General features: G+C 74.1%; 25 protein-coding genes. 11 read left to right on the top strand and 14 right to left on the bottom strand.

Going from position 1 to position 23,809, the window contains the following annotated elements; all coding sequences use genetic code 11:
* Positions 1-58: 58 nt before the first annotated feature.
* A complete protein-coding gene (locus ACBI99_RS00290; RefSeq protein ID WP_375071391.1) occupies positions 59-1,012 on the bottom strand; it encodes a DUF5937 family protein in 954 nt (317 codons plus the stop codon).
* Here ACBI99_RS00290 and ACBI99_RS00285 point away from each other — a divergent pair.
* Together ACBI99_RS00285 and ACBI99_RS00280 are read left to right on the top strand one after the other, a co-directional pair.
* Entirely contained in the window at positions 989-2,380 is a 1,392-nt protein-coding gene (locus tag ACBI99_RS00285; protein WP_375071390.1) for an MFS transporter, read from the top strand. The two genes, ACBI99_RS00290 and ACBI99_RS00285, sit on opposite strands and share 24 nt — an antisense overlap.
* A gap of 223 nt (positions 2,381-2,603) precedes the next feature.
* On the top strand, positions 2,604-4,247 hold the full coding sequence (locus ACBI99_RS00280; protein ID WP_375071389.1) for a GMC family oxidoreductase: 1,644 nt from the start codon (positions 2,604-2,606) through the stop codon (positions 4,245-4,247).
* A 9-nt stretch (positions 4,248-4,256) separates the two neighbouring features.
* Here ACBI99_RS00280 and ACBI99_RS00275 read toward each other — a convergent pair whose 3' ends face one another.
* From ACBI99_RS00275 to ACBI99_RS00265, 3 genes are read right to left on the bottom strand one after another with little or no spacing between them, the layout of a single operon-like run.
* Positions 4,257-4,745, bottom strand: coding sequence for a GerMN domain-containing protein (locus ACBI99_RS00275; RefSeq protein WP_357585686.1), 489 nt, complete (start codon positions 4,743-4,745; stop codon positions 4,257-4,259).
* Positions 4,742-6,241 (bottom strand): ATP-binding protein, encoded by a 1,500-nt coding sequence (locus ACBI99_RS00270; protein WP_375071387.1) that lies wholly within the window; start codon positions 6,239-6,241, stop codon positions 4,742-4,744. The genes ACBI99_RS00275 and ACBI99_RS00270 overlap by 4 nt, the downstream gene beginning before the upstream one ends.
* Positions 6,238-6,912 (bottom strand): response regulator, encoded by a 675-nt coding sequence (locus ACBI99_RS00265; RefSeq protein ID WP_375071386.1) that lies wholly within the window; start codon positions 6,910-6,912, stop codon positions 6,238-6,240. The genes ACBI99_RS00270 and ACBI99_RS00265 overlap by 4 nt, the downstream gene beginning before the upstream one ends.
* Before the next feature lie 202 nt (positions 6,913-7,114).
* Here ACBI99_RS00265 and vanY-N point away from each other — a divergent pair, with 202 nt between their 5' ends.
* Together vanY-N and ACBI99_RS00255 are read left to right on the top strand one after the other, a co-directional pair.
* Positions 7,115-7,678 carry a D,D-peptidase/D,D-carboxypeptidase VanY-N gene (gene vanY-N, locus ACBI99_RS00260; RefSeq protein WP_364174555.1) on the top strand — a complete coding sequence of 188 codons (564 nt, stop codon included), beginning with the start codon at positions 7,115-7,117 and terminating at the stop codon, positions 7,676-7,678.
* Between the two features lie 129 nt (positions 7,679-7,807).
* Entirely contained in the window at positions 7,808-8,470 is a 663-nt protein-coding gene (locus ACBI99_RS00255) for a hypothetical protein (protein ID WP_375071385.1), read from the top strand.
* Here the strand turns inward: ACBI99_RS00255 and ACBI99_RS00250 are convergent.
* Complete coding sequence (locus ACBI99_RS00250; RefSeq protein WP_219518971.1) at positions 8,393-9,043, bottom strand: DedA family protein; 651 nt, start codon at positions 9,041-9,043, stop codon at positions 8,393-8,395. The genes ACBI99_RS00255 and ACBI99_RS00250 overlap by 78 nt on opposite strands.
* Positions 9,044-9,177: 134 nt before the next feature.
* Between ACBI99_RS00250 and ACBI99_RS00245 the strand changes: the two genes are divergently transcribed.
* A complete protein-coding gene (locus ACBI99_RS00245; RefSeq protein ID WP_219518969.1) occupies positions 9,178-9,465 on the top strand; it encodes a hypothetical protein in 288 nt (95 codons plus the stop codon).
* Between the two features lie 26 nt (positions 9,466-9,491).
* Here ACBI99_RS00245 and ACBI99_RS00240 read toward each other — a convergent pair whose 3' ends face one another.
* Positions 9,492-12,755 (bottom strand): BTAD domain-containing putative transcriptional regulator, encoded by a 3,264-nt coding sequence (locus tag ACBI99_RS00240; RefSeq protein ID WP_375071384.1) that lies wholly within the window; start codon positions 12,753-12,755, stop codon positions 9,492-9,494.
* A gap of 133 nt (positions 12,756-12,888) precedes the next feature.
* Here ACBI99_RS00240 and ACBI99_RS00235 point away from each other — a divergent pair, with 133 nt between their 5' ends.
* Entirely contained in the window at positions 12,889-13,767 is an 879-nt protein-coding gene (locus ACBI99_RS00235) for an alpha/beta fold hydrolase (protein ID WP_375071383.1), read from the top strand.
* Positions 13,768-13,798: 31 nt separating this feature from the next.
* On the top strand, positions 13,799-14,689 hold the full coding sequence (locus tag ACBI99_RS00230; protein WP_375071382.1) for a DNA-3-methyladenine glycosylase family protein: 891 nt from the start codon (positions 13,799-13,801) through the stop codon (positions 14,687-14,689).
* Here the strand turns inward: ACBI99_RS00230 and ACBI99_RS00225 are convergent.
* The 7 genes from ACBI99_RS00225 to ACBI99_RS00195 all read right to left on the bottom strand — a co-directional run bounded on the left by ACBI99_RS00225 (position 14,659) and on the right by ACBI99_RS00195 (position 18,904).
* Positions 14,659-14,886: a DUF4276 family protein gene (locus tag ACBI99_RS00225; RefSeq protein ID WP_357585702.1), complete on the bottom strand. Its 228-nt coding sequence runs from the start codon at positions 14,884-14,886 to the stop codon at positions 14,659-14,661. The genes ACBI99_RS00230 and ACBI99_RS00225 overlap by 31 nt on opposite strands.
* A complete protein-coding gene (locus tag ACBI99_RS00220; RefSeq protein WP_375071381.1) occupies positions 14,817-15,224 on the bottom strand; it encodes a DUF4276 family protein in 408 nt (135 codons plus the stop codon). Before ACBI99_RS00220 ends, ACBI99_RS00225 begins: the two co-directional genes overlap by 70 nt.
* Before the next feature lie 5 nt (positions 15,225-15,229).
* A complete protein-coding gene (locus ACBI99_RS00215; RefSeq protein WP_375071380.1) occupies positions 15,230-15,823 on the bottom strand; it encodes an AAA family ATPase in 594 nt (197 codons plus the stop codon).
* A 7-nt stretch (positions 15,824-15,830) separates the two neighbouring features.
* Positions 15,831-16,334, bottom strand: coding sequence for an AAA family ATPase (locus tag ACBI99_RS00210; RefSeq protein WP_375071379.1), 504 nt, complete (start codon positions 16,332-16,334; stop codon positions 15,831-15,833).
* 48 nt (positions 16,335-16,382) lie between these two features.
* On the bottom strand, positions 16,383-17,309 hold the full coding sequence (locus ACBI99_RS00205) for a hypothetical protein (RefSeq protein ID WP_357585708.1): 927 nt from the start codon (positions 17,307-17,309) through the stop codon (positions 16,383-16,385).
* Positions 17,306-18,082, bottom strand: a complete 777-nt coding sequence (locus ACBI99_RS00200; protein ID WP_375071378.1) for a hypothetical protein — start codon at positions 18,080-18,082, stop codon at positions 17,306-17,308. The genes ACBI99_RS00205 and ACBI99_RS00200 overlap by 4 nt, the downstream gene beginning before the upstream one ends.
* 78 nt (positions 18,083-18,160) lie before the next feature.
* Positions 18,161-18,904 carry an SDR family oxidoreductase gene (locus tag ACBI99_RS00195; protein ID WP_357585712.1) on the bottom strand — a complete coding sequence of 248 codons (744 nt, stop codon included), beginning with the start codon at positions 18,902-18,904 and terminating at the stop codon, positions 18,161-18,163.
* A gap of 81 nt (positions 18,905-18,985) precedes the next feature.
* On the opposite strand from ACBI99_RS00195, the gene ACBI99_RS00190 reads away from it, so the two are divergent.
* Genes ACBI99_RS00190 through ACBI99_RS00180 form a run of 3 tightly spaced genes read left to right on the top strand, consistent with a single transcriptional unit; the run spans position 18,986 to position 22,159 of the window.
* Complete coding sequence (locus ACBI99_RS00190; protein WP_357585714.1) at positions 18,986-19,456, top strand: Rrf2 family transcriptional regulator; 471 nt, start codon at positions 18,986-18,988, stop codon at positions 19,454-19,456.
* Between the two features lie 46 nt (positions 19,457-19,502).
* On the top strand, positions 19,503-21,590 hold the full coding sequence (locus tag ACBI99_RS00185) for a molybdopterin-dependent oxidoreductase (RefSeq protein ID WP_375071377.1): 2,088 nt from the start codon (positions 19,503-19,505) through the stop codon (positions 21,588-21,590).
* Positions 21,587-22,159, top strand: a complete 573-nt coding sequence (locus ACBI99_RS00180) for a TetR/AcrR family transcriptional regulator (RefSeq protein WP_375071376.1) — start codon at positions 21,587-21,589, stop codon at positions 22,157-22,159. Before ACBI99_RS00185 ends, ACBI99_RS00180 begins: the two co-directional genes overlap by 4 nt.
* Before the next feature lie 354 nt (positions 22,160-22,513).
* On the opposite strand, the gene ACBI99_RS00175 is transcribed toward ACBI99_RS00180, so the two are convergent.
* Positions 22,514-23,290, bottom strand: a complete 777-nt coding sequence (locus ACBI99_RS00175) for an alpha/beta fold hydrolase (RefSeq protein ID WP_375071375.1) — start codon at positions 23,288-23,290, stop codon at positions 22,514-22,516.
* 49 nt (positions 23,291-23,339) lie between these two features.
* Between ACBI99_RS00175 and ACBI99_RS00170 the strand changes: the two genes are divergently transcribed.
* On the top strand, positions 23,340-23,798 hold the full coding sequence (locus ACBI99_RS00170; protein ID WP_357585720.1) for a MarR family winged helix-turn-helix transcriptional regulator: 459 nt from the start codon (positions 23,340-23,342) through the stop codon (positions 23,796-23,798).
* Positions 23,799-23,809: the final 11 nt, after the last annotated feature.

Raw genomic sequence — 23,809 nt, 5'->3', positions numbered from 1 at the left:
TCAAGGGTTGCGGGCCGGGCAACTGGAATGTCTGACGCGGCGCTTGGGGGCCTGGTCGTCAGTGGGCGCGGGGTGGGTGGAGGACTTCGGCGGTTCCCGCCCGTTCGTACTCGTGACCGCTCGGTATGGGACTCGCGTCGCCGGCGAGTAGCGTCTCGGCGACGGCCGTACGGGCATAGAGCACATATCTCCCCGTGCGGTGCGCGCTGGCCAACCCGGCCCTGCGGAGAGCGGTGAGGTGCTGGTTCGCGCCTGGTTCCGACAGGTCGAGGCGGGCGGCCAGTTCCCTGGTCGAGGCGGGCTGGTCGAGCTCGGCCAGCAGCCGGGTGCGGGTCCGGCCGAGCACGGCGGCCAGCGCCTGTGGCGGGTCGCTCTCGCGGTGCTCCCAGAGCGTCGCGACGCCGCGCGGGGGGTAGCGGATCGTGGGCTGCCAGGGCGGGGTCGTGATGGAGAAGACCCGCGGCCAGGTGAACACCGACGGCACGAGCAACAGTCCCAGGCCGCCCAGCGGGCGCACGCCTTCGCAGACCGTCTTGGGCAGGCGCAGTGTCTCTCCCTCCCACGTCACGGCGGGGTCGAGGTCGCTGAGCATGCGCCGCAGGCCGCCCTCGGCCAGCAACCTGGCGCGGTAGAGCACGTCGCCTTCGAGCAGGGCCCGTACGCGCGGCCAGTAGGGCGCGATGGCCGCTTCCCAGTAGCCGCGGATCTCCTCGGCCAGCCGTTCGAGGCCACCCACGGGGTCGGCGTAGAGCTCTTGGAGCGCTCGGGTGCGCGGACCGTCCCAGACGTCGAGACCCTCCTGGACCAGGGGTGCCATCGCCGCCATCCCGGCCAGCTCGACCTCCAGGTCGGGCACGGCGGTTGAGGGCGGGGGGCAGACGAAGCCGACGATCGAGACCGTCGGCACCGGCACCAGGTCGGACAGCAGCCGCCAGTCGACATCGGCGAGCCGCCGCCGCACCCGTTCGGCCCAGGGCTTGAGCACGGCATGCGCGGCCGGATTCTTCGCCACCCGCACGCTGGCGACGACCTCCCACAGAGGAGAAACCGCGAAACGGACATTGGCCGCATCCTGTGCGGTGAACGTCAGCTCAAGGCCCATCCGATTCGTCCTCTGCTTAATCAATGGCGCTCGGACGGAGGATTCCATCATCTAGGTGCTATGACAACTGTCGCCGGGCCTCCGCTCCTGCATGACCCCTCCTTCAGAAACTTCTACCTGGCGTCGGCGGTCAGCCAGTTCGGCTCCCAGGTCGGCTACGTGGCGATGCCCCTGCTCGCGGTGATCGCCCTCGACGCGGGGCCCGGTGAAGTGGGACTGCTCAGCGCCCTCACCACCATCACCGTGCTCGTGCTCGGCCTGCCCGCCGGAGCATGGGTGGACCGGGTCAGGCGCCGCCCGGTGATGATCGCGACGGACCTGGTCCGCGCCGTGCTTCTGGTGTCGGTGACGGTCACGTGGTGGCTGGACGCTCTCACGATGACCCAGCTGTACGGCGTCGCCATCGCGACGGGAATCGGCACGCTCTTCTTCGACGTCGCCTCGCAGAGCACGCTCCCGCACCTGGTCGGCCGCGACCGGCTCACCGCCGCGAACTCGGTGCTCGTCGGCACGAGCGCGGCGATGGACGTGGGGGGCAGGAGCTCCGCCGGAGTGTTGGTGGCTCTCGCGGGCGCGCCGGTGGCGATCGTGCTCGACGCGCTCACCTACCTGTGGTCGGCCGTGTGGCTACGCCGGATCAGCAAGCCCGAACCCGCGCCCGCCCCCGTACCCGGCGAGCGACTCGGACGGCAGATCGGCGAGGGGGTGCGATTCCTCTTCGGCAACCGGGTCCTCATCGCCATCGCGGCGCAAGGCGGCATGACGAACCTCGCCTTCCCGCTCTGCTCGACGCTGCTGCCCGTGCTGCTCGTTGACGAGCTCGGGCAGCCCGCCTGGGTGCTCGGGGCTTACCTTGCCGTCGGCGGGCTCGGTGTGCTGGCCGGTTCCTCGACGGCTCACCTGATCGGCCGGCGGCTCGGCCGCGGGCGTGCCGTGTGGATCGTCGGCATGACCACTGCGCCGTTCGCGCTTCTGGTGCCGTTCGTCGGCTGGAGCGTCTGGATCTCGGCGGCCGCATGGAGCATCCTGTGCTTCCGGACAGGGGTGAACAACGTGCTGCTCGTCAGCTTCCGGCAGGAAGTCACACCCGACCCGATGCTCGGCCGGATGAACGCCACCATGCGCCTGATCCTTATCGGTGCGGTCGGCGTCGGTGGTCTGCTGGCGGGCCTTCTCGGCGAGGTCTGGGGCATTGGGACGGCAATGTGGACGGGCGCAGCGATCATGGCGCTCAGCTGGATACCGATCTGGTTCAGCCCACTCCGCCACGAGGTCTGACGCAGGCCGCCATCGTCATGACCACCTGGAGTGTCTTCGCCGCGCCGCCCATCCCTCCGACCCCATCCTGCAGTTGGTATGCACTCAGGGCCGGATCCGGCGCCGGTTCGCTTCGTATACTTCTGAACCCTGCCACCGCGACGTCGTCGGCCCCCGTTCGCGCACCAGCCCCCGTTCACGTCATCGGTGGCGCGGGCCGCCATTCCGACGCGAAGGGACGCTGATGCCCGGTAAGGATGGGAAAGCCTGGCAGGACCCGGACGAGATCGCTCGCCGGGTGCGGGACGGAAGCCTCACCAGACGCCATCTGCTCGCGATGTTCGGTGTGTCCGCGGCGTCGGCGGCCTTCGCCTCGGCCGCGGGGACGGCAGCCGCGGCCACGCGCCGCTACGACTACGTGATCGTGGGAGCCGGCTCGGCCGGGTGCACGCTGGCCGCGCGCCTGTTATCGGACTCGCGGGCGAGCGTGCTACTGATCGAGGCCGGCGGCACGAACGACCTGCCGGTGGTGCGGGACTTCACCAAGTCGGCCCTGGCGGCGGCGCCGAACTCGGGGCTCGTCTGGCCGTACCAGTCGGTTCCGCAGCGGGAGCTGCTGCACGCGCGGCAGTCGTTCGTGTGCGGGAAGCTCGAAGGCGGCAGCAGCTCGGTGAACGGGATGGTGTGGGTCCTCGGCAACCCGGCCGACTACGACAGCTGGGCCGCCCAGGGCGCCACCGGCTGGGACTACGCGAGCGTGCGGCCCTCGCTGGAGGCGCTGTCCGGGCCCATCGAGCCGTCGGACGAGCTGACGCGGCGCAACCTGCTCTCCCAGGCCACGGTGGCAGCGGCCGTCGACCTCGGCTACACCTTCAACCCCGACTACAACGGCGCGACCCAGTTCGGCGTCTCCTACACGCGGCTCAACGTGGTGGACAAGATCCGCCAGGACGCGTTCACCTCGTTCCTGGTCCCGTACCTCACGGACCCGCGCCTGACGATCATGACGGACGCGGAGGTCGCGCGGCTGACGTTCGACCGCCGCGACGCGATCGACGGGGTCGTCATCCACGCCGGTCGCCGCCGGTTCACCGTCCGGGCCGAGCGGGAGGTGATCCTCAGCACGGGCACGGTCAACACGCCTCGCCTGCTCCAGCTGTCCGGCATCGGCGCGGCGCGGGACCTGCGACGGCTCGGCATCCCGGTCGTCGCCGACCTGCCCGGCGTCGGCGCCAACCTGCACGACCACCTGATCTCGGTGGCGTTGAAGAGACTCCGCACCCCCGAGCCCGCGACGCACCTCACTTCGATGGACGTCAGCCTCTTCACCGGCAGCGGCCGGGTGCCCGGGACGCCGGCGTACCAGGGGCAGGTCTACTACATCGGCGCGGGCGGGTATCCGCCCTTCTCCGCGTTCTCGCAGGCGGTCGGCATGATCAACCTGCACCCCACCAGCCGGGGGCACGTCAGGCTGCGGTCGGCCGATCCCGCCGTGCCGCCGATCATCCAGCCGAACTTCCTGCGGACCGGAGAGGATCTCGAGGCGCAGCTCGACGGCTACCGGCTGGCCATCGAGCTGGTCAACGCGAAGGGACTGCGTGACTGGGTCATCGACGACGACGCCATCCCCGGCCCTGACGTCAACACCCGCAAGGAGCTGATCCGAGCGGTGCGCACCTATTCGCAGGCCGACTTCCACGCGGTCGGCACCTGCCGGATGGGCACGGACGCGCACGCCGTCGTGGACCCCCACCTGCGCGTACGCGGCGTCAGGGGGCTGCGGCTGGCCAGCGCCGCGATCATGCCCAGCATCACCTCCGGCAACACCAACGCCCCGTCGATGATGATCGGCGACCGGTGCGGACGGCTGATCCTGGGCGGCGCCTGACCGCGCGGGTCACACCGGGCAGTCGCGGGGGCCGACGCTCTGCCCGGCGCCGATGATGGTGACCTGGGCGGGGTGGTCCCGTTCCGGGGCGGTGACCGTGCACACGATCTGGTCGACCGCCAGCGGCGACAGCTCACCGGCCGGAGCCGACAGGGTCACCACCAGGTGGCCGGCCTTCACGGGGGTGACCGAGAACGGGCCGGCCCCGGCCGGGATGTCGGTGGTGAAGCCGTTCGCCCGTTCCCCGGCGGTGGGGCCGACGGCCAGCAGCGCCAGGATGTCCGCCCGGAACCACGGGCGGCTGTCGTCGGACCGCTTCACCGGGCTGGGCCGGCCGTCCTTGACCAGGTAGAGGGTGAGCGTCGTGTGCGTGGCGACGCCACCGCTCGGCGGGGCGCCGACGGAGATGGGGTCGCTGGGCCGCACGCCGCAGCCGGCGACGGCGACGAGCGCCGCCACGCCCAGGGCGAGCCCGAGACGGCCGGGTCCGGCTCTCACGCGGGACCTCCAGAGTCGAGGTGCCCGTCCGGATCGTCCATCCGGCGCGGCAGGCGGAGCGTGAACACGGCGCCTCCGTCCGGGGCGTTGGCGACGGTGAGATCGCCCCGGTGCAGCCGCGCGTTCTCCCGCGCGATGGCCAGGCCGAGACCGCTGCCCTCGGACCTGGCCCGGGCCGCGCTGGCCTTGTAGAACCGGTCGAACACGTGCGGCAGCACCGCCTCGTCCAGCCCCGGCCCGTGATCGCGTACCTCCAGGACGATCTCCTCCGCGCCGGCGGACAGCCGTACCGACACGGGCGGCTCGCCGTGTCGCAGGGCGTTGCCGACCAGGTTGGCGAGGACGACGTCCACCCGGCGCGGATCCAGCCGCGCGGTCACCCCGGCGGGCAGCTCGGTGCGTACGGACTCCGACCAGCCACGGGCGTGCAGGGTCGCGCGCACCAGCTCGGCCACGTCGACCTCGTTCAGCGCGAGCGCCGCGACGCCGGAGTCGAACCTGCTGATCTCGATGAGGTCATTCACCAGCCCGGTCAGGCTGAGCGTCTCCTGGCTGACCAGCCGCGCGGCGCGCCCGGCGGTCTCGGGCAGCTCGGCCGCCTCCTCGTCGAGGACGTCGGCGACCGCCGCGAGCGCGGCCAGCGGGGTGCGCAGCTCGTGGGACACGTCCGCCACGAACCGGCGGGCGTCGGCCTCCATCTCGCGCAGCTGCTCGACGTGCCGCTCCAGCTCCGCGGCCGTCTCGTTGAACGTACGCGCCACGTCCGCCAGCTCGTCGGAGCCGCGGACCGCGATCCTGGTCCGCAGATCGCCCTCGCCGAGCAGGCGGGCCGCCCGGCCCAGCTCGCGCACCGGGCGCAGCACGCCACGGGTGGCCAGCGACGCCAGGACGACCGAGAGCACCAGCGCCGCCCCGCCGGCGAGCCACGCCCGCGCGGCGAGGCTGTCGATGCTGAGCTGTTCGGGAGCCAGGCTGCGCGCGGTGTAGACCTCGATGCCCGACACCTGCGCCGTCCGGCCCGGCTCGGCGATCAGCAACGGCGCGCCGATGAGCAGGAGAGGGTGGCCCCTCCACACCACGCGCTGCCACGCCATCTCGCCGCGCGCCACCGTCCCCCGCAGCCCCGCCGGGATCAGCCCCGGGTCCAGGATCGGGGTGTCCTCGCGCCGCAGCCGGGGGCCCGGCGCCGCGAGCAGCGTCGAGTGCGCGTCGCGGTAGACGGCGACCGCGAGGCCGCCCCCGTCGGCCATGACGCGGGCGATCTCGTCGAGCTCCGCCCGGCCCGGCGTCGCGGTCCGCAACGGGAACAGGGTCGCCAGGCGTCCCCGCGTCGCCTCCACCGCGGCATCCTGGGCCCGCTGGAGGATCGAGATGCGGGCCTCGACGTACATCGCACCGGCCACCGCCGCCGCCGTGACCACGCACAACAGGGCGAACGCGTACAGCAGCCGGGTCCGCAGCCCCAGACTCGGCCGGGACTCCACCAACCGGCTCACACCGGCCCGAACCGGTACCCGAACCCACGCACCGTCTGCACGTAGACCGGCGCCGCCGAGTCGTCCTCGATCTTCGCGCGCAACCGCTGCACACACGCGTCCACCAGCCGCGAATCGCCGAAGTAGCCGTGCTCCCACACCGACTCCAGCAACTGCTGGCGGCTGTGCACCCGGCCCGGCGTGCCCGAGAGCTCCAGCAGCAGGCGCAGCTCGGTCGGCGCGAGGCTGACCGGCTCGCCGCGCCTGGTGACCACCAGCCCGGCCCGGTCGATGACCAGGTCCCCGTGCCGCTCCAGCTCCGCCTGGTCCCGGCCGATCCGCCGCAGCACCGCGCGCATGCGGGCCTCCAGCACCCTCGGCTGCACCGGCTTGACCACGTAGTCGTCGGCGCCCGCCTCCAGCCCCGCCACCACGTCCATGTCGTCACCACGCGCCGTCAGCATGATGATCGGCGTCTCACCGGCCACCCGGATACGACGGCACACCTCGAAGCCATCCATGCCGGGCAGCATCAGGTCGAGCACCACCACGTCCGGGACGTCCGTACGCAGCTGCTCCAGCCCCTGCTCCCCGGACTCCACCGCGCGCACCCGGTGGCCGTGCCGGGTCAGGGCCAGCTCCAGCCCCTCCCGCACAGCCGGGTCATCCTCGATCAACAACACTCGCGACACGCTGCCGAGCATCTCAGCACGCTCCGTAACTCACCCGCCGGCCGACCCCGTCCACTGTCGACCGGCCGTGTCCGCGCCCTGTGCGCGCCGTGTCATCGTTGTGTCACGATCCCGCCCTCGGGCGCCACGGGTGCGCCGCCGTCGACGAACCATGACATACGGCTGACGACGCGCGCACATCCCCCGCCAATCGTAGTTCGTCATGAGCGAACCACACATCCTCCCGCCCCGGCCCCGCGACCGGCTGTACGCCGTGGTCACGCTGGTGCTCGCCGCGCTCCTGCTGCCCGTGGCCTTCGCCCGCCACCCCGGCCGCGCCCGCGAGCTCGCCTGCGGCTGGGCGCTGCGGCTGCGCTTCCCCGCCGAGGACCTCACCGGCCTCACCGACGGCGCCAAGGCCGCCTTCACCGCGGCGCGCACCGACGCCCTCTGGCGCCACGGCCAGCTCATCGGCCTCACCTCCGGCTACCGCGACCCCGCCGCCCAGCAACGGCTGTTCGACGACGAGGTACGCCGCTCCGGCTCCCCGGCCTCCGCCCGGATGCTCGTCCTGCCGCCGGCCGAATCGCGCCACGTCAAGGGCACCGCCCTGGATGTACGCCCCTACGAAGGCGCCCGCTGGCTGGAGGACCACGGCCCCCGCTACGCCCTCTACCGCATGTACGACAACGAGTGGTGGCACTTCGAACACCACCCGGCCGGCCCCCCACCCCGCCGCCCCCACCCCAACTGGCACCCCCTCCCCGCACCCGAGAACCACGCCTAGCTCTGGCGCTCGCGGGGGCGTGTCACCGGCGTCGTGATCACTCAGGCGCACCTCGGCCGGCCCGTGCTGGGGGCGGTCGTGCGCGGGTGATCGTGCAATAGCGTGGGTGGGGAGCAGGAGGGACGTGGCATGGGGGCTGCCCGGAGGGTGGACGTGGCGGGGTTGCCCGAGGAGCTCGTGGCGCTCATCGACGGGCTCGAACCCGGTGAGGAGCTGGTCGTCACGCGGGACGGCGGGTCGATCGCGCGGATCTCCAGCACCGTGGACGTGGTGCAGGGGGCCGTCGTCGGGCGCGGGACGCCGGACGAGGGGCACGGGCGGGGGCCGGCGAGCTACGAGGGCGTGACCGTGGTGGCGACCGCGATGGAGTTGTCCACCGCGGCCAGGGTGGCGCTGGCCGCGCAGCTCGGGGCCGACTACGTGGTGCTCGACATGCACGCGGCTCCCGTGACGGCCGACGTGCTGCTGGTGCCGGCGGGCAGTCCGCAGTTGATCGGGGCGTTGCGGTCGGCGTTCCCGAAGGCGCGCGTCGTCGTCACCGAGATCGAGGACGACGAGCTCGGGGTGCGGTACGACGGCCCGGTCCGCCGGCTGCTCGACGCCGGGGCCGACGCGTACCTGCCTCCCGCGTCCGTCCCGAACCTGGCCAGGCAGCTCGACCACGCGCTGAACCACGGGCGGGAGCTCGCGGGCGGGACCGCCGCGCCCCTGCAGCTAGCGGCGGCGGCGGAAGCGGCGGACCAGGCTCACCGTGACGACGAGGGCGACCAGCACGCCGAGCAGGGCCCATGACGCCCGCCCGAGGAGCCGTTCCAGGTGGGCGGCGGAGGCACCCGCGAACGCGCCCAGGCTGACGTACACCGCCGACCACAGCAGCGATCCGGCGAGCGAGGCGGGCAGGAAACGCCCGTAACGCACCTGGGCGGCGCCCGCGGCGGCCGGGGTGAGCGTGCGCACCACGGGGATCAGCCGGGTGACGAACACCGCAGCCGCGCCGTACCTGAGCAGCGCCGTCGTGGCGCGGTCCCAGTGCCGTACGCCGAGCCGCCGCACCACCCGCAGCTCCCGCATCCGCACGCCGTAGCGGCGGCCGAGCAGGTAGCCGACGTGGTCACCCGCGGTCACGCCGAGGGCGACGACGAGGAGCATCACGACGTACCGCACGGGAGTGCCCGCGGCGGCCCCCAGCAGCAGCACGCCCGTCTCCCCGGGCACGATCGACCCGAGGCCCAGGCCGGATTCGGCGAACGCCATGGCCCCGGCCACGACCCCCACCACCGGGAACGGCAGATCGCTGATCGCCTGGACGACATCCGTGATCAGATCCACCGTGCGCCGCCCCCGTACATGTTCGTGAACCACCATGATCCCGGCTTCCCGGGACTGATGGCGCCAATCGCCGCCCGGGACGGGCTCGTCACCTCACAGTCAGTAGTTGAGTCATTGCTGTAAGTGAACAATGGCGTCGTCCCACCCGTTCGAGAACAGGAATCCAGACCATGCGACGCATCACCACAGCCCTCGCCGCCCTGGCCGCCGCCGGAGCGGTCCTGGCCCCGCTCACGCCCGCCCACGCCGCCGACGGCGTGCTCGTCATCAACGACCAGCCGTACTTCGACCCCAGCGGCTGCTACTCGAGCGACCGGTGGCCGCTGTCCGTCGCCAACCACACCAACGGGCTCGCGTACGTCTTCAGCTCGCCCGACTGCACCGGCGAGCTGCTCGAACTGGTCGAGCCCGGCGGCTCGACCGTCTCGGAGTTCGGCACGAGCGTGTACATCGACTGACCGAGCCCAGGGCCTGGGCTCGTCGTTCAGCGGCCGGTGACGAGGTCGTCCAGGTAGCCCGCCACCGGGCCGAGGGTGAGCACGCCGCTGCCCGCCCCGGCCAGCTCTCCGGCGGCGGGCGCGAGCTCGCGGCGCAGGCGGGCCATGACGGCGCGCTCGCCGAGCGCGACGGCGGCGCGGGCCGCCAGGCACAGGCGCGCCTCGCGCATCAGGTCGTGGGGCGATTCGGGCAGGCCGCGCAGCGCCGCCGCGGCCTCCTCGCGCCGGCCGGCGTCCAGCAGGATCAGCGGGCGGACCCACGGCTCGTACGGGCCGTAGTCGCGGCCACGCCAGCTCCCCGCGTCCCCGTCCCGGCCGGTCGTCAGGCGCAGCGCCAGCAGGGCGAGCGGCAGCAGGCCCTCCTCCATGCCGGGCATGCCGCTCCCGGCCAGCCGGGCCTGCGCGTCCCGGTAGGCGGCCGCGGCCTCCTCCGGCCGTCCCGCCACCGCGTGCCGCAGCCCCGCGTACCAGGCGGTGAACACCCCCACCAGCGGCAGCTCGTACCGGCTCGCGAGCGCGTCGGCGGCCTCGGCGTGCGCGTCGGCGGCGGCCAGGTCGCCCAGCGCGGCGCGCGCCTGGAGCTGGACGAGCCGCCCCAGCACCTCGAACGTCACCAGCTCGCCGCCGGCCGCCAGCTCGACCAGCTCGGCCCCGATCCGCGCCCGTTCGCCCGCCAGCCCGGCACGTCCGAACGCGTGCATGAACCGGGCGTTGAGCGCGAGCGCCAGCGACGCCCGGTCCCCGGACGCGCGGGCGATCGCCTCCGCCTCGCGGGCCGCCCGCCGGCCGCGATCCGACGTCGTGCCGCGCAGCTCCAGCGCCAGCGCGCTCCACAGCCGGCCCACCACGTCCCGGGGAGCGGACGGGTCGCCGGAGAGCGCGGCCAGCGTGCGCTCGGCGGCGGCGGCGATCCGGGCGGACAGGCGCTCGTCGTCGTTGCGCGTCCAGACGGCCGGCACGCCGAAGGCCGTGATCACGGCCGCCGTCAGGTCGGCGTCGCCGAGGCTCTCCGCCGTGTCCACCGCCTCCGCCCGCAGCCGCCGCGCCTCCTCCATCCGCCCCGTCACGGCCAGCGCCCGCCCCAGCCCGAGATCCGCCTCCAGCCGATCCCGTACGGCGTCGCCGCCCGTGTGTGTGATCACCTGGCGCCACAGCCGGGCGGCCTCGTGCGGATCGGAACGGCGTTCGGCCAGCTCGGCAGCCGCGCGGGCATAACGGGCGGCCCTGGGCGAGACAGCGCCGCCCGCGGCCAGGGTGAAATGGTGGGCGAGCGCCGCCACGTCGTCCGGATGCAGCCGCTCCACCGCCTCCCCGACCGCCGCGTGCCACCGGGCCCGGCGCAACGCCGACAGATCCCCGTACAGCGTGTCGCGCACCAGGATGTGCGTGAACCGCAGCCCGCCCCGCTCGGTCAGGAACCCCGCCCGCAGCGCCCGCTCCACCGCGTCCAGCATCGGCCCCTCGCCCGCCAGCTCGGCCAGCACCTCCGGGTCCACGTCCCGCCCCGCGACCGCCGCCTGCATCAGCACGGTCCGCGTCTCCTCGGGCAGTTGCGCCAGGCGGTGCCGGATCACGTCCCGCACCCCCGCCGGAACCGCCTCCAGCCCCGCCTCGCCCTCGGCCGCGAACAGCCGGGCCAGCTCCCGTACGAAGAACGGGTTGCCGCCGCTGCGCCGATGGATCAGCCGCACCACCGGCCCGGCCGGCTCCCGCCCGGTGACCGCCCCGGCCAGCTCGCCCGTCGCCGCCTCGGTCAGCCCGCCCAGGTAGACCCGCACGGGCTCGGTGCGCGCCAGCCTGGCCAGCGCCGAGGTCAGCTCCGGGCCGACCTCCGTGGTCCGGAACGTGCCCACGACCAGCACCGGGCCCATCTCGGGCGCGGTGGCGACGGCGGTCAGCAGGTCGAGGGTGTCGGCGTCGGCCCGGTGCAGGTCGTCCAGCACCACCAGCACCGGCTCCCTGGCCGCCGCCCCCGCGACCCGCGCCACGACCGCCCGATGCCGCCGGAACCTCACCACCGCCGGATCCGCGCCCCGCCCCCCGTCGTCCGGCCCGAGCCCGCTCGACCCCTCCGGTCCGGGCCCGTCCGGCTCGGGGGGCGGGGGCAGCGCGCCGGTGACCTGGGTCCACGGCGCGGCGACGGGCGCGCCCTCGTACTCGGGGCTGCGGCCCCACGCCGTCACCCAGCCGCGCGCCGCCAGCCGCGCCGCGACGGCCTCGGCCAGCGCCGTCTTGCCCGCCCCGGCCTCCCCGGACACCAGGACGACCCCCGGCCCGCCCCGCCCGGCCACCTGCCCGGCCGCCTCCTCCAGCCGTGCCAGGTCCCCCTCCCGCCCCACGAACACCCGGCCGCCTGCCGCCGGCTCGGGAGCCCGTACGGGGGCCGGGTCGTCCTGGCTGAGGTGGGGCGCCTGGGTGAGGATGTCGGACTCCAGGCGGCGCAGCCGGGGCCCCGGGTCCACGCCCAGCTCGGTCACCAGCGTCTCGCGGACCCGGCGCAGCGCGGCCAGCGCGTCGGCCTGCCGCCCCGACCGGTAGAGCGCCGTGGCGAGCAGGTGCCAGGCGTCCTCGCGCAACGGCCGGTCACCGGCGTGCGCCTCCAGGTCGGAGACCGCCTCGGCGGAACGCCCCAGCGCCAGCAGCGCCTGCGCCCGCCGCTCCACGGCCAGCGCCAGCAGCTCGTCCAGCCGGTGGATCTCCGAACGGGCCCACTCCTCCCCGGCGTTCTCGGCGTACGCGGGCCCGCGCCACAGCGCCAGCGCCCCGTCCAGGCAGGCCAGCGCCCGCTCGGCCCGCTCCCGGCCGCGCATCGGACCCGTGGGCACCGGACCCGTGGGCGCCTGACCCCCAGGCGCCGGGCCCCCGGGCGGCGCGGCCGGCCGCCCGTCGGCCAGCAGCCGCCCCGCCTCGCCGACGGCCGCCTCGAAGCGCCAGGCGTCCACCGCGTCGGCCGCCGCCCGCAGCGCGTAGCCCGGCGCCGCCGTCACCAGCAGCCGCGCGGGCTCACGCGGCGGCCGATCGGGCTCCAGCGCCCGCCGCAGATCGGACACGAACGTCCGCAGCGCCGAAACCGCCCCCTCGCCCGGCTCCTCCCACAGGTCCTCGACGAGCCGGTCGACCGGCACCACCCGCCCACGGGCGACCAGGAGCCGCGCCAGCACCGCCCGGTGCCGGGGCCCCCTGAGCGAGATCGGCCCGTGCTCGCCCACCGCCTCCAACGGCCCGAGCACGCCGAACGCCACCGTGGTCACGCCCCCAATCTACGCAGCTCCGGCCCCCTGACCCGACCCGCTGACCGGACCGCTGATCCAACACTGACCGGCTGCTGACCCCCGCCGGGCACGCTGGACGGCGTACCACTGGAAGCACCACCGAAAGGCCCTCATGAACCCCCGGATCAGCGGATTCGACCACCACCGCGTCACCGTCGCCGACGGCGTGACGCTGAACGCCGCCGTCGGCGGCTCCGGCAGCCCGATCGTGCTGCTGCACGGCTTCCCGCAGACGCACCTCATGTGGCGGCACGTCGCCGCCGACCTGGCCGCCGACCACACCGTCATCTGCCCCGACCTGCGCGGCTACGGCGCCAGCGACAAGCCCGGCGACCCGGACGGCACCGCGTACTCCAAGCGCACCATGGCCGCCGACATCGTCACGCTCGCCCGCGAACTGGGCCACGACCGGTTCGCCCTGGCGGGGCACGACCGGGGCGCCCTCGTCGCCGTACGCGCCGGGCTCGACCACCCGGACGCCGTCACCCACCTGGCGTCCCTCGACGTCCTGCCCACGCTCGACATGTGGGACGTCATGCGCGGCGCCGGCGCGGCCGTCGGCTGGCACCTGTACCTGATGGCCCAGCCGCCCGGCCTGCCCGAACAGCTCATCTCCGCCGGCGCGGACGCCTTCTTCGGCCACTTCCTCGACGTCTGGACCACCGACCCGGAGGCGATCCCGGCGGACGTACGGGCCGCGTACCTGAAGGCGTCGCGCGAGGCCGTGCCGTCGATCGTCGCCGACTACCGCGCGACGGCCGGCATCGACCTCGACCACGACCGGGCCGACCGCGCGGCCGGCAACCACCTGCGCATGCCCGTCACCGTGCTCCAGCAGGACTGGGGCGCCGCCCTCGGCTACGACGCGGAGGCGCTGTGGCGGGCCTGGGCGCCCGACCTGGTCCACCGCACCGTCACCTGCGGCCACTTCATGGCCGAGGAGGCCCCCGCCGTGGTCGTCAAGGAGCTGCGCGCGCTCCTGGCCAGGTAGACGTGTCGGCCGGGCCGCCTACCATACGGCCATGACCACGCACGGATTCACGCTGACCGCCGAGGGCCCGTTCGACTTCGGCGCGTCGCTGCGGTTCGTCGAGGACTGGCCGGCCACCGCCGCGCTGCCCTCCGACGGGCGGGCGCTGCGCTTCGCCTACTGCGCGGAGTCGGACTGGCGGCCGATCGGCGTGACCGTGACCGCCGCGCCCGGCGGGGTCGCCGTCGCCACCACACGACCGGCCGGGCCGGCGATCCGGGGCGAGGTGGAGCGGATCCTGTCGCTCGACGTCGACGGCACCGGCTTCGCCGAGCTCGGCAAGAGCGACCCGATCCTCGGCGACCTGCAACGGCGCAGCCCCGGCCTGCGCCCGGTGTGCTTCTGGAGCCCCTGGGAGGCGGCCTGCTGGGCGGTGATCGTCCAGCGTTCGTCCATGCTGATCACCTCGCGCATCAAGCAGCGCATCGCCGAGCGCCACGGCTCCCGCGTCACCGTCGACGGCACCGCCTACGCGGCCTTCCCGCCGCCGGTCTCGCTGCTCGACGCGGGCGGGCTGGGCCTGCCCGCGCAGAAGGAGGAGTGGCTGCGCGGCCTGGCCCGCGCCGCGCTCGACGGCGTGCTCACCACCGAGCACCTGCGCGCCCTCGACCCGCGCGACGCCCTGGCCGAGCTGCGCGCCCTCCCTGGCGTGGGCCCGTTCTCGGCCGGCCTCATCCTCATCCGCGGCGCGGGCGCCCCGGACGCCTTCCCGGGCGACGAGCCGCGCCTGTTCGCCATCCTCCGGGAGGCGTACGGGCTGCCGGAGGACGCCCCGGCCGCCGCCTACCGCAAGGTCGCCGACGCCTGGCGCCCGTACCGCTCCTGGGCGTCCTTCCTGTTCCGCGCCTCCACCTACGGCACCCCGGCCGACCAGCCGTCCTGACCGAGCGAGGCTTTCACGGCGGCGAACCAGGCGTCAGCATGCGGGCACCCCTTCCTGACGGCGTCGATCCCGATCTCGGCGATGACGAGCGGGCCGTCGGAGGTTTTGCGATAGCGCGGGTAGAGGTTCAGCAGGCGTTTGGACGGCGCCGTGTCGGCCCCGTCGTTGACGAGTTCGGCGCCGTGGGCGCCCAGCACGATCGCCTCCGCGGCGCGGGCTCGACATGGGTGACCCGGTCGTGTGGCGAACCTGGCGGGCGGGTCGCCATGCCAGGCACGTCGCCGGGCAGCCCGTAGTAGTCGAGCAGGGTCGTGAGCACGGTGATGGAGGAGTCGCGCAGGAGCAGGCGGATCTCGGTGGCGAGCTTGCCCCAGGTGGACAGGCCCCCTTTGTGGCTCATGCCGCCGGCAGGGCGCTTGGTGGTGAAGACGGACCGGGTCACGTAGACGTCGGCGCTGCGCAGATAGGGGTCGATGACCTCGCGTACGACGGTCTCCTCGGTCTGTCCCTCACACAGGACGTGCAGGCGGCGCATCCCGGTCACCGGGGCTCGGCCTGGGGCCTGGCTCCGAGCAGGTTCTTCTCCCAGAGTTCGCCCAGCGAGTAGTCCGTGAGCCAGGCCCGCAACCGTTCGGGGTCGGGGCGGTCGAAGACGGAGGCTCCGCCGGCACGTTCGACGACGATGAGATCGTCGAGGCCGAACTGGTTCATCAGCGTGACCGACTGGGTGGCGATGAGGACCTGGCTGTCGTGGCTGGCCGCGCGCAGCATGTCGGCCAGCTGCACGATGGCGTAGGGGTGCAGGCCGAGCTCCGGCTCGTCGAGGACGACGAGGTTGGGCAGGTCAGGCAGGCTGAGCAAGGTCGTCAGGCAGATGAAGCGGAGCGTTCCGTCGGACAGGGCGTCGGCGGGGAACACCACGTCGGACCCCTCCTGCCGCCAGCGCAGTCGCAGCCGCCCGTTCTCCTCGGCGAGGACGAAGTCACGGAAGAAGGGGGCGACCTGCCTGACGCTGAGCACGATGCGCCGGTAGGTCGCGCCGTCGGTCTGCTGCAGACGGAGAAGGACGGCGGCCAGGTTGCCGGCGTCAGGGTGGAGCGCGATGTTGTCGGATGCGTAGCCGGTCTGCTTCACCGGAGCGTTAGGGCCGGTGTCGTGAAAGTGGAACACCCGGCAGCCGCGCAGCGTGTCGACCACGTGCCCGGCGACGGAGTCCCAGCCGTACCGGCCGATCTCCTCCAGCAGCAGGGTTTCGCGATGCCCTCGCCCGAGAGAGGAGTCGACCGGTTGCGTCCGGTCCTCGCCCATGAAATCGGATGCGTTCGTCACTGAAGATCAGTTCGTCGCGGGCGGCGGGGATGAGCGTCGCCTCGTACGCGCTGGGCGAGAAGTCCAGGCCGAGAGAGATCCGCGCATCGCCCTTGGAGCCGCCGTGGAGCAGCGCGGAGGCCCCGCCGGCGCGGCCCACGAACAGGTTGAGCTCGGCGTCGACGATGCGCCCCAGCAGGGCCAGCGCGGAGATGAAGTTGCTCTTGCCGGCGCCGTTGGCGCCGATCAGCACATTGAGATCGCGCAGCTCGACGCGGGCCGAGCGGATCGAGGTGTATCCCTCGACCATGATCGATCGGAGTCCGCGGCGCGTCATGTGACCAGCTTAGGACGGCTCGGCCCCGCGTGATCTGCGATCGGGCGGTCAGGGGCAGGGTGGGGGTGTGGTGACGTGGAAGAACTCCAGGCGGATCGACGGGTCGTCGTGCAGGGCGATGGCGCGGGCCTGGGGGGTCGTCGCCCAGCAGGACGGCAGCAGGAAGTAGCGCTGGTCGGCCCGGATCAGCAGCCGCAGCCCGGCGTAGCGGTAGCGGAACTTGGCCGTCTCGTCCGGCAGGCGGGTCTCGGTGACGCCGGGGCCCTCCAGGTAGAGGCGGTGGGGCGTGTAGATGACCACGCCGGGCAGCAGCGCCGGGCTGTGGCGGAGCTGCTCCACCGCCCGGAGGCCGCGTAGCTGCGCGTACACGGCGACGGACCACAGCAGCAGGACGGCGAGCAGGGCGACGAAGATGGCCCGCCGGACGACGCGGACCCCGTGGGGTTCGACGGCGTAGCCGGGCGGGCGGGGGAGGCTCCGGGCGCGCAGGGAGGCGGCGTAGCCGAGCGCGAGCACGCCGAGCCCCAGGCAGGCGGGGGCGACCGGGGCTCTGACCTTGTACTCGACCCAGCCGGCCAGCCCGAGCACGCCGGCGACGACGGCGGCGAAGCCGAGCACGTCCAGCACGATCACGAACCTGCGCATGGCGGCCGGCCGGGCGGCCAGGCGGCGGACGAGCACCGCGTGCGCCGGCAGCGCGACGAGGACGGCCAGCAGGAGCACGGCCAGCGGTTCGATGGTGGAGGCGACGCTGCGCAGCGCGTAGTCCTGGATCGACAGGCCGAGCACGCTCTGGTCGACGCCGAGGCTGGCGAAGAAGGTGTTCGTGCGCACCGAGCCGAAGTAGACCATGAGCGCGGCGACGATCGTGGTCGGCGTGACGATGTGGGCCAGGACGCTGCCCAGCCGCGCCAGGTCCTGACTCACGCCGGGGCCGGCGTCGCCCTCGTCGGGGTTCTCGCCGAGTTTCTTCACGTTTCTTCGGGGAGGGGTTCGGGTTCCGGTTCGGGTTCGGGCTCCGGCTCCGGTTCCGTCTCGGGGGCCGTGGGCGGGGTGGTCCCGCCGGTTTCCGTCGGCACGGGGTCGTGGGTGGGCTCCGAGGGGCGCTCCTCCTCGCCGGTGGGGGAGCCGGTCGGGGAGCCGATGGGGGCGCCGGTGCACGCGGGCAGCGCGCCGGGCTTCTCCGCGCAGGCCTCCTTCAGGTACGGGCCCGTGTCCCGGCCGAGTCCGGCGAGCCGGGCCAGGCTCTCCTGGGCCTTGGCCGGCTCGCCGACGGCCGTGTAGCTGACGAGCTGGGCGTGGTACATGAGCTCCAGGAACTGGGGCCGCGTGTCGGCGGGCAGCTCGGCGTCCAGCCGGTCCGCCGCGGCGAGGCTCTTGATCGCCTCCTCGTACCGGCCCAGGCTGGCCTTGGCCGCCCCCGCGCACACCAGGGCGACGGCCACCGTGCTGGAGTCGCCGCCCAGGTTCGCGGGCCGCTGGTTCGCGTGCCGGTCCATGCGCCGCGCCGCGAGCTCGTACTGGCCGGACGCCAGCAGCTTCTGGCACTCGCGGCACACGGCCACGGTCGTGTCGGGCACGTCGCCGCCGCCGGTGGACGGCACGAGCTCGCCGTTCGGCTTGATGGCCGGTTTCGCCGACACGCGCGGTGACGGCGCGGAGTCCCGGGAGCCGCCGCAGCCGCCCGCCAGCGCCACGCCGGCGGCGAGCGCGAGCGCCGTCAGGGCCGCTGACCAGGTTCTCCCCACGGCTCCGGTCATACCGTCGCAGCGTGCCCCGCTCCCATCCGGCGTTGGAAAAACCTGGCCAAATCCGCGCCCCGGAGGTCACCGGACGGTGGCCAGCCACTCCTCGAACGTGGTCGGCGCGATCCGGGCGCCCTCGCCGGGCAGCAGCACGTCACCGGCCATCGACGTGCCGAAGAGGCCCGACCACGTCGGCACCAGCTTGACCTCGCGGCCGCGCGCCTGGTGGGTGCGCCGGGCCATGTCGACGAGGTCCTGCGTCTCGGGCCCGGCGAGGTCGGCGTGGCGGCCCAGCGGCGCGCCGGTGGCGATCTCGGCCAGGACGGCGGCCACGTCGGCGGGCGCGACCGGCTGCACGAGCAGCGGCGCGATCGTGGCCACGCCGTCCTGCTCGGTCCAGCCCGCGACCATCTCGGCGAAGTCGTGGAACTGGGTGGCCGGGACGATCGTCCACGGCACCGGCCCGGCGGCCACCAGGCGCTCCTGCTCCCGCTTGCCGGCGTAGTGGGCGTTGCCCTCGACGCGGTGGATGCCGGCGATCGAGAGCAGCACGTGGTGCCGGACGCCGGCCCGCGCCTCGGCGGCGAGCAGGTTGCCCGTGGTGGTGGTGAAGAACTCCACCGCCTCCTCACGGCGGCCGGCCGGGCCGTTGGTGGCGTCGACGACGGCCTCGACGCCGGTGAGCGCCGCGTCGAGCCCGTCGCCGGTCATGAGGTCGACGCCGAGCGAGCGGCTGATGCGCACGACGTCGTGCCCGTCGCGTTCGAGGGCGGCGACGGTCAGGGATCCGATGTTGCCGGTGGCGCCGGCGACGGCGATCCGCATGATGATCTCTCCTTCTTCCCGTGGGGTCACGACCATATCTCGGACTAAATGGATCTGCAATATCCGGTATATGCTGGTGGCGTGAAGCTGCCCGTGAGCACCGAATGGCTGTTGCACTGCGCCACCACGCTGGCCCAGCTGGAGCCAGGCGCCACCGCGTCGGCGGCTCAGCTCGCCGACTACTACGATCTGCCCGCCCCCTACCTGGCCAAGCAGTTGCAGGCGCTGGTCCGGGCCGGGGTGCTGGCGGCGACGACCGGCCCGCGCGGTGGGTTCCGGCTCGCCCGCCCGGCCGCCGACATCACGCTGCTGCGGATCGTCGAGGCCGTCGACGGCGCGGCCTCGCCGTACGAATGCCGCGAGATCCGCCGGCAGGGGAGAGGCGCGCTGCCGCCGGAGGACTGCCGGGACGCCTGCGTGCTGGCCGCGAAGATGGCCGACGCGCACCGGGCGTGGCGCGACAGCCTGCGCGGGGTCACGCTGGCCGACATCCTCGGCGAGCTGCCCCCGACCGCCCCGGCCCGCACCCGCTCCCGCCTCATGGCGAAGTGAGGGGCCGCCGCTACAGGTGTAGCAATCGGCTGCTACAACTGTAGTCATGACGAAGGCCATCACGTGCACGCTGTGCGAGGCGATGTGCGGCCTGCTGATCACCACCTCCGGCGACCGCGTGACCGGCATCCGCGGCGACGCCGACGACCCCCTGTCGGCCGGGCACCTCTGCCCCAAGGCGCTCGCCCTCGCCGACCTGCGCGACGACCCCGACCGCCTGCGCGCCCCCGTCCGCCGCACCGCCGACGGCTGGCAGGAGATCACCTGGGACGAGGCGTACGACCTCGTCGCCGGCGCGCTGGCCCGCATCCGCCGGCGGCACGGCGCCGACGCCGTCGCCACCTACCTGGGCAACCCCGTCACCCACAGCCTCGGCGGCATGACGCACGCGCCGCCGTTCGTCAACCTGCTCGGCAGCCGCAACCGCTTCACCGCCGGATCGGTCGACCAGCTCCCCCACCAGGTCGTCGCCCGGCTCCTGTACGGCCACCAGTGGCTGCTCCCGGTCCCCGACATCGACCGCACCGCGTACTTCCTGATCTTCGGCGCCAACCCCGCCGTCTCGAACGGCAGCCTGATGACCGCCCCCGGCATGACCCGCCGCATCCGCGCGCTGCGCGAGCGAGGCGGCACGGCCGTGCTGTTCGACCCGCGCCGGACCGAGACCGCCAGGCTCGGCGTCGACCACCACTTCATCCGCCCCGGCACCGACGCCGCCCTCATCCTCGGCCTGCTCCGCGTCATCCTCACCGAAGGCGCCGCCACGCCCGCCGCGTACGTGGACGGGCTGGACGAGGTCCGCCACGCCGTCGAGCCCTTCACCCCCGAACGGGTCGAGGCCGCGACCGGCGTCGGACCCGGCACCGTCCGGCGCGTCGCCCTGGAGTTCGCCGCCGCGCCGGCCGCCGCCTGCTACGGCCGGATGGGCGTGTCCACGCAGCGGTACGGCACGCTGTGCCAGTGGGGCATCCAGCTCCTCAACATCGTCACCGGCAACCTCGACCGGCCCGGCGGCACCCTCCTCACCAGGCCCGCCGTGGACGCGATCGGACAGCTCGACCCCGGCCGCCGGGGCCGCTGGCACAGCCGGGTGCGCGGGCTGCCCGAGTTCGGCGGCGAACTGCCGCTCGCCGCCCTCGCCGAGGAGATCCGCACCCCCGGCCCCGGCCAGGTCCGCGCCCTGCTCACCGTCGCCGGCAACCCCGTGCAGTCCGCCCCCGGCGGGCCCGCGCTCGACCAGGCGCTGGCCTGGCTGGAGTTCATGGCCGCCGTCGACTTCTACGTCAACGAGACCACCCGCCACGCCCACGTCATCCTGCCGCCCACGGAACCCCTCGAACGCGACCACTACGACCTGGTCTTCCGCATGCTCGCCGTCCGCGACACCGCCCGCTACTCGGCCGCCGCCTTCCCCAAACCGCCCGGCGCCCGGCACGACTGGGAGATCTTCCGCGACCTCGCCCGCCGCTACCGCCGCCTCGTCCGCACCGGCCGGTGGCGCGACGCCCTCATGCTGCGGCTGCGCCCCGACCGGATCGTCGACCTCGCCCTGCGGACCGGCCCGTACCGGCTGTCACTGGCCCGGCTGCGCCGCCACCCGCACGGGATCGACCTCGGCCCGCTGCGCCCCGGCCTGCCCCGGCGGCTGCGCACCCCGCGCAAGCGGGTGCGCGCCGCCCCGCCGCCGCTCCTCGAAGCCGTCCGGCAGGCCGCCGCCGACCTGCTCACCCCCGCCGAGCCCGGGACACTGCTCCTCATCGGCCGCCGTCACCTGCGCGACAACAACTCGTGGATGCACAACTCGGCCCGGCTCACCAAAGGCCGCCCGCGCCACCACCTGCTGATGCACCCCGCCGACCTCGCCGCCCGCGGCCTCGCCGACGGCGCTCCGGTGCGCGTCCGCTCGACGACCGGCGAGGTGACCGTCGAGGTCGCCGCCAGCGACGACCTCATGCCCGGCACCGTCAGCCTGCCCCATGGCTACGGCCACGACCTGCCAGGCGTACGGCTGACCCGCGCCCGCCACCTGCCCGGCGCCCCCGTCAACGCCCTTACCGACCCGGCCGCGCTCGACCAGCTCAGCGGCACCGCCGTGCTCAACGGCGTCCCCGTCACCGTGGAGCCCAGCCCATGACCCCCCGCAGCCGGCGGGCCGCCGACGCCGCCATCGAGGTCCTCGCCGACGAAGGCATGCGCGGCCTCACCCACCGCGCCGTCGACGCCCGCGCCGGGCTGCCGCCCGGCAGCACCAGCAGCTGCTTCCGCACCCGCCTCGCCCTGCTCGACGCGCTGCTGGCCCGCATGCTGGAGCTGGACGAGGCGTCGATCGTACGCCTGCCGCCCGACGCGTGGAGCAGCCGCGAACGGGTCGCCGCGACGCTGGCCGGGCTGCTCGCCCACTGGCTCGGACCGGCGCGGACCCGGACCCGGGCCCGCATGGAGCTCTACCTCGACGCCGCCCGCCACGCCGCCCTCCGCGCCCAGCTCGACGCCGCCGGCGCCCGCTTCCTCCACCTCGCCGCCACCGGCCTGCGCGCCGCCAGGGTGCCCGGCGCCGACGACGCGGCCCGCATGCTCGTCGCCCAGCTCGACGGCGTCCTCTTCGACGCCCTCGCCCGGCCCCTTCCGGTGGCCGCCCAACCCGCCTGGCTCGAGTACGCCGCCCGCACCATCGCCCACTCCCTCCCCGACCCCACCCCATAACCGAAGCCCCGGCGCTCGCTCCTCCCGAGTGCATCCCGCACTCGCCCCGGCGTCCCTTCGGGTTTGCTACCGGGGTGGCCCCGCCCGGGGTGGCTCCGCCCGGGGAGGCCGCTCGCGCTTGCACGGGTGCGCGCCCACGCCGGGCCTGGCGCCCCCGGGGAGGCCGCTCCCGCTTGTACGGGCGCCCGCCCGCGTCGGGACCGGCGTCCTTCGGCCGGAGCTCGTCCCGTTTCGGGGGCCTCTCGTTTTGGGAGGCCGTCCCGTGGGGTGCGTCCCTTCCGGGGGCGCGCTGGGTGGGGCGCGGGGCCCCCGGACGCTCCGGTTCTGGGGCGGGGGCGTACCGCTCCCGGGGGGTCAGAGGGTGTGGAGGAAGGACTCGAGGGTTTTGTTGTAGGCGTCCGGTTGTTCCAGGTTCGGGTAGTGGGCGGTGCCGGAGATGGTGTGGGTGCGGCCGTGGGGGACGGTGGTGGTGAGGCGGTCGGCCATGCCGAGGTGGTCGGGCGAGTCGAGGGAGCCGTTGATCGCCAGGACGGGGACGCGGACGGACGGGAGCCGCTCCCAGGTGTCGTGGACCGGGACGAGGTGGTTCGGCTCGCCGGGGGCGTGTTTGGACATGGTCTCGCGGGCCATGCGGCGCAGGCGGGTGACCACGTCGGGGTCGAGGGTGTCGAGCGCGCGGTGCGGTCCGGCGGCGAAGAGCAGGTGTCCTTCGACGGAGGCGTCCAGGTCGCCGGCGGCCATGGCGGCCTGCCAGCCGGTCCAGGCCCGGGTGGTCCAGGGGTCGGTGAAGTACGGTTCGCTGGTCCCGGCTCCGGTGACGACGACGGCGCTGACGAGGTCGGGGTGTTCGAGCGCGGTGTCGACGGCGGTGGCGGCGCCCATGGAGACGCCGACGAGGATCGCGGGCCCGGTGCCGAGGTGGCGCAGCAGGGCGGCAAGGTCGTCGGTGAGCCGGTAGGGCTCGGTGGCGTTGGGGGAGCGGCCGTGGCCGCGGGCGTCGGGGGCGATGACGCGGAAGCGCTCGGCGAAGGCGGGGATCTGGTCGTCCCACATGCGGTGGTGGAGGAACCCGCCGTGCAGGAGGACGAGGGGACGGCCGGTGCCGGATTCGGTCCAGAACAACTCACTCATGACAACCAAGGTGTCATCTTCCGCCCAACATGGCAACTAAGGTGTCATCATGAGCGAGAGTGGCGACGCGGTGACCGACCGGCTCACCGAGGTGTTCGACCTGGTGGGCCCGCTCTACCGGCGCGCCCAGCGCAAGGTGGAGCTGGACGCCCCGATCGAGGGGTTGTCGGTGGGCGTGCGGGCGGTGCTCAACATGCTGCGCGAGCACGGCCCCATGACCGTCCCCCAGATGGGCCGCGACCAGGCGTTGAGCCGCCAGTTCGTGCAGCGCATGACCAACGACGCGGCGGCGCGCGGGCTGGTCGAGTTCGTGCCGAACCCGGCGCACCGGAGGTCGTCGCTGATCCGGCTGACGGAGGCGGGCCGGGCCGCGATCACCGCCGTGTTCGACCGCGAGCGCGCCATGCTGCGGCAGATCGGCGGCGACCTGACCGAGGCCGAGATCGCCGCCTGCCTGCGCGTGCTGTCACGCCTCCTGAGCCACCTCGACGACGTGGACGTCGACTAGGGGGACGTCGG

The sequence above is a fragment of the Nonomuraea sp. ATR24 genome (assembly GCF_041950485.1).
Taxonomy (GTDB): Bacteria; Actinomycetota; Actinomycetes; order Streptosporangiales; family Streptosporangiaceae; genus Nonomuraea; species Nonomuraea ceibae.
Note: the sequence above shows the minus strand (reverse complement) of the source record. Positions and strands in the feature narration are given on the sequence as shown.

Excerpts from the sequence above, each read along its gene's own strand:
- ACBI99_RS00285 (WP_375071390.1), top strand. The coding sequence starts at position 989 with ATGCGCGGCCGGATTCTTCGCCACCCGCACGCTGGCGACGACCTCCCA.
- ACBI99_RS00280 (WP_375071389.1), top strand. The coding sequence starts at position 2,604 with ATGCCCGGTAAGGATGGGAAAGCCTGGCAGGACCCGGACGAGATCGCT.
- vanY-N (WP_364174555.1), top strand. The coding sequence starts at position 7,115 with ATGAGCGAACCACACATCCTCCCGCCCCGGCCCCGCGACCGGCTGTAC.
- ACBI99_RS00255 (WP_375071385.1), top strand. The coding sequence starts at position 7,808 with ATGGGGGCTGCCCGGAGGGTGGACGTGGCGGGGTTGCCCGAGGAGCTC.
- ACBI99_RS00250 (WP_219518971.1), bottom strand. The coding sequence starts at position 9,043 with ATGGTGGTTCACGAACATGTACGGGGGCGGCGCACGGTGGATCTGATC.
- ACBI99_RS00245 (WP_219518969.1), top strand. The coding sequence starts at position 9,178 with ATGCGACGCATCACCACAGCCCTCGCCGCCCTGGCCGCCGCCGGAGCG.
- ACBI99_RS00235 (WP_375071383.1), top strand. The coding sequence starts at position 12,889 with ATGAACCCCCGGATCAGCGGATTCGACCACCACCGCGTCACCGTCGCC.
- ACBI99_RS00230 (WP_375071382.1), top strand. The coding sequence starts at position 13,799 with ATGACCACGCACGGATTCACGCTGACCGCCGAGGGCCCGTTCGACTTC.
- ACBI99_RS00220 (WP_375071381.1), bottom strand. The coding sequence starts at position 15,224 with ATGCGCCGCCTGCACGTCCTGTGTGAGGGACAGACCGAGGAGACCGTC.
- ACBI99_RS00210 (WP_375071379.1), bottom strand. The coding sequence starts at position 16,334 with ATGACGCGCCGCGGACTCCGATCGATCATGGTCGAGGGATACACCTCG.
- ACBI99_RS00195 (WP_357585712.1), bottom strand. The coding sequence starts at position 18,904 with ATGCGGATCGCCGTCGCCGGCGCCACCGGCAACATCGGATCCCTGACC.
- ACBI99_RS00185 (WP_375071377.1), top strand. The coding sequence starts at position 19,503 with ATGACGAAGGCCATCACGTGCACGCTGTGCGAGGCGATGTGCGGCCTG.
- ACBI99_RS00180 (WP_375071376.1), top strand. The coding sequence starts at position 21,587 with ATGACCCCCCGCAGCCGGCGGGCCGCCGACGCCGCCATCGAGGTCCTC.
- ACBI99_RS00175 (WP_375071375.1), bottom strand. The coding sequence starts at position 23,290 with ATGAGTGAGTTGTTCTGGACCGAATCCGGCACCGGCCGTCCCCTCGTC.
- ACBI99_RS00170 (WP_357585720.1), top strand. The coding sequence starts at position 23,340 with ATGAGCGAGAGTGGCGACGCGGTGACCGACCGGCTCACCGAGGTGTTC.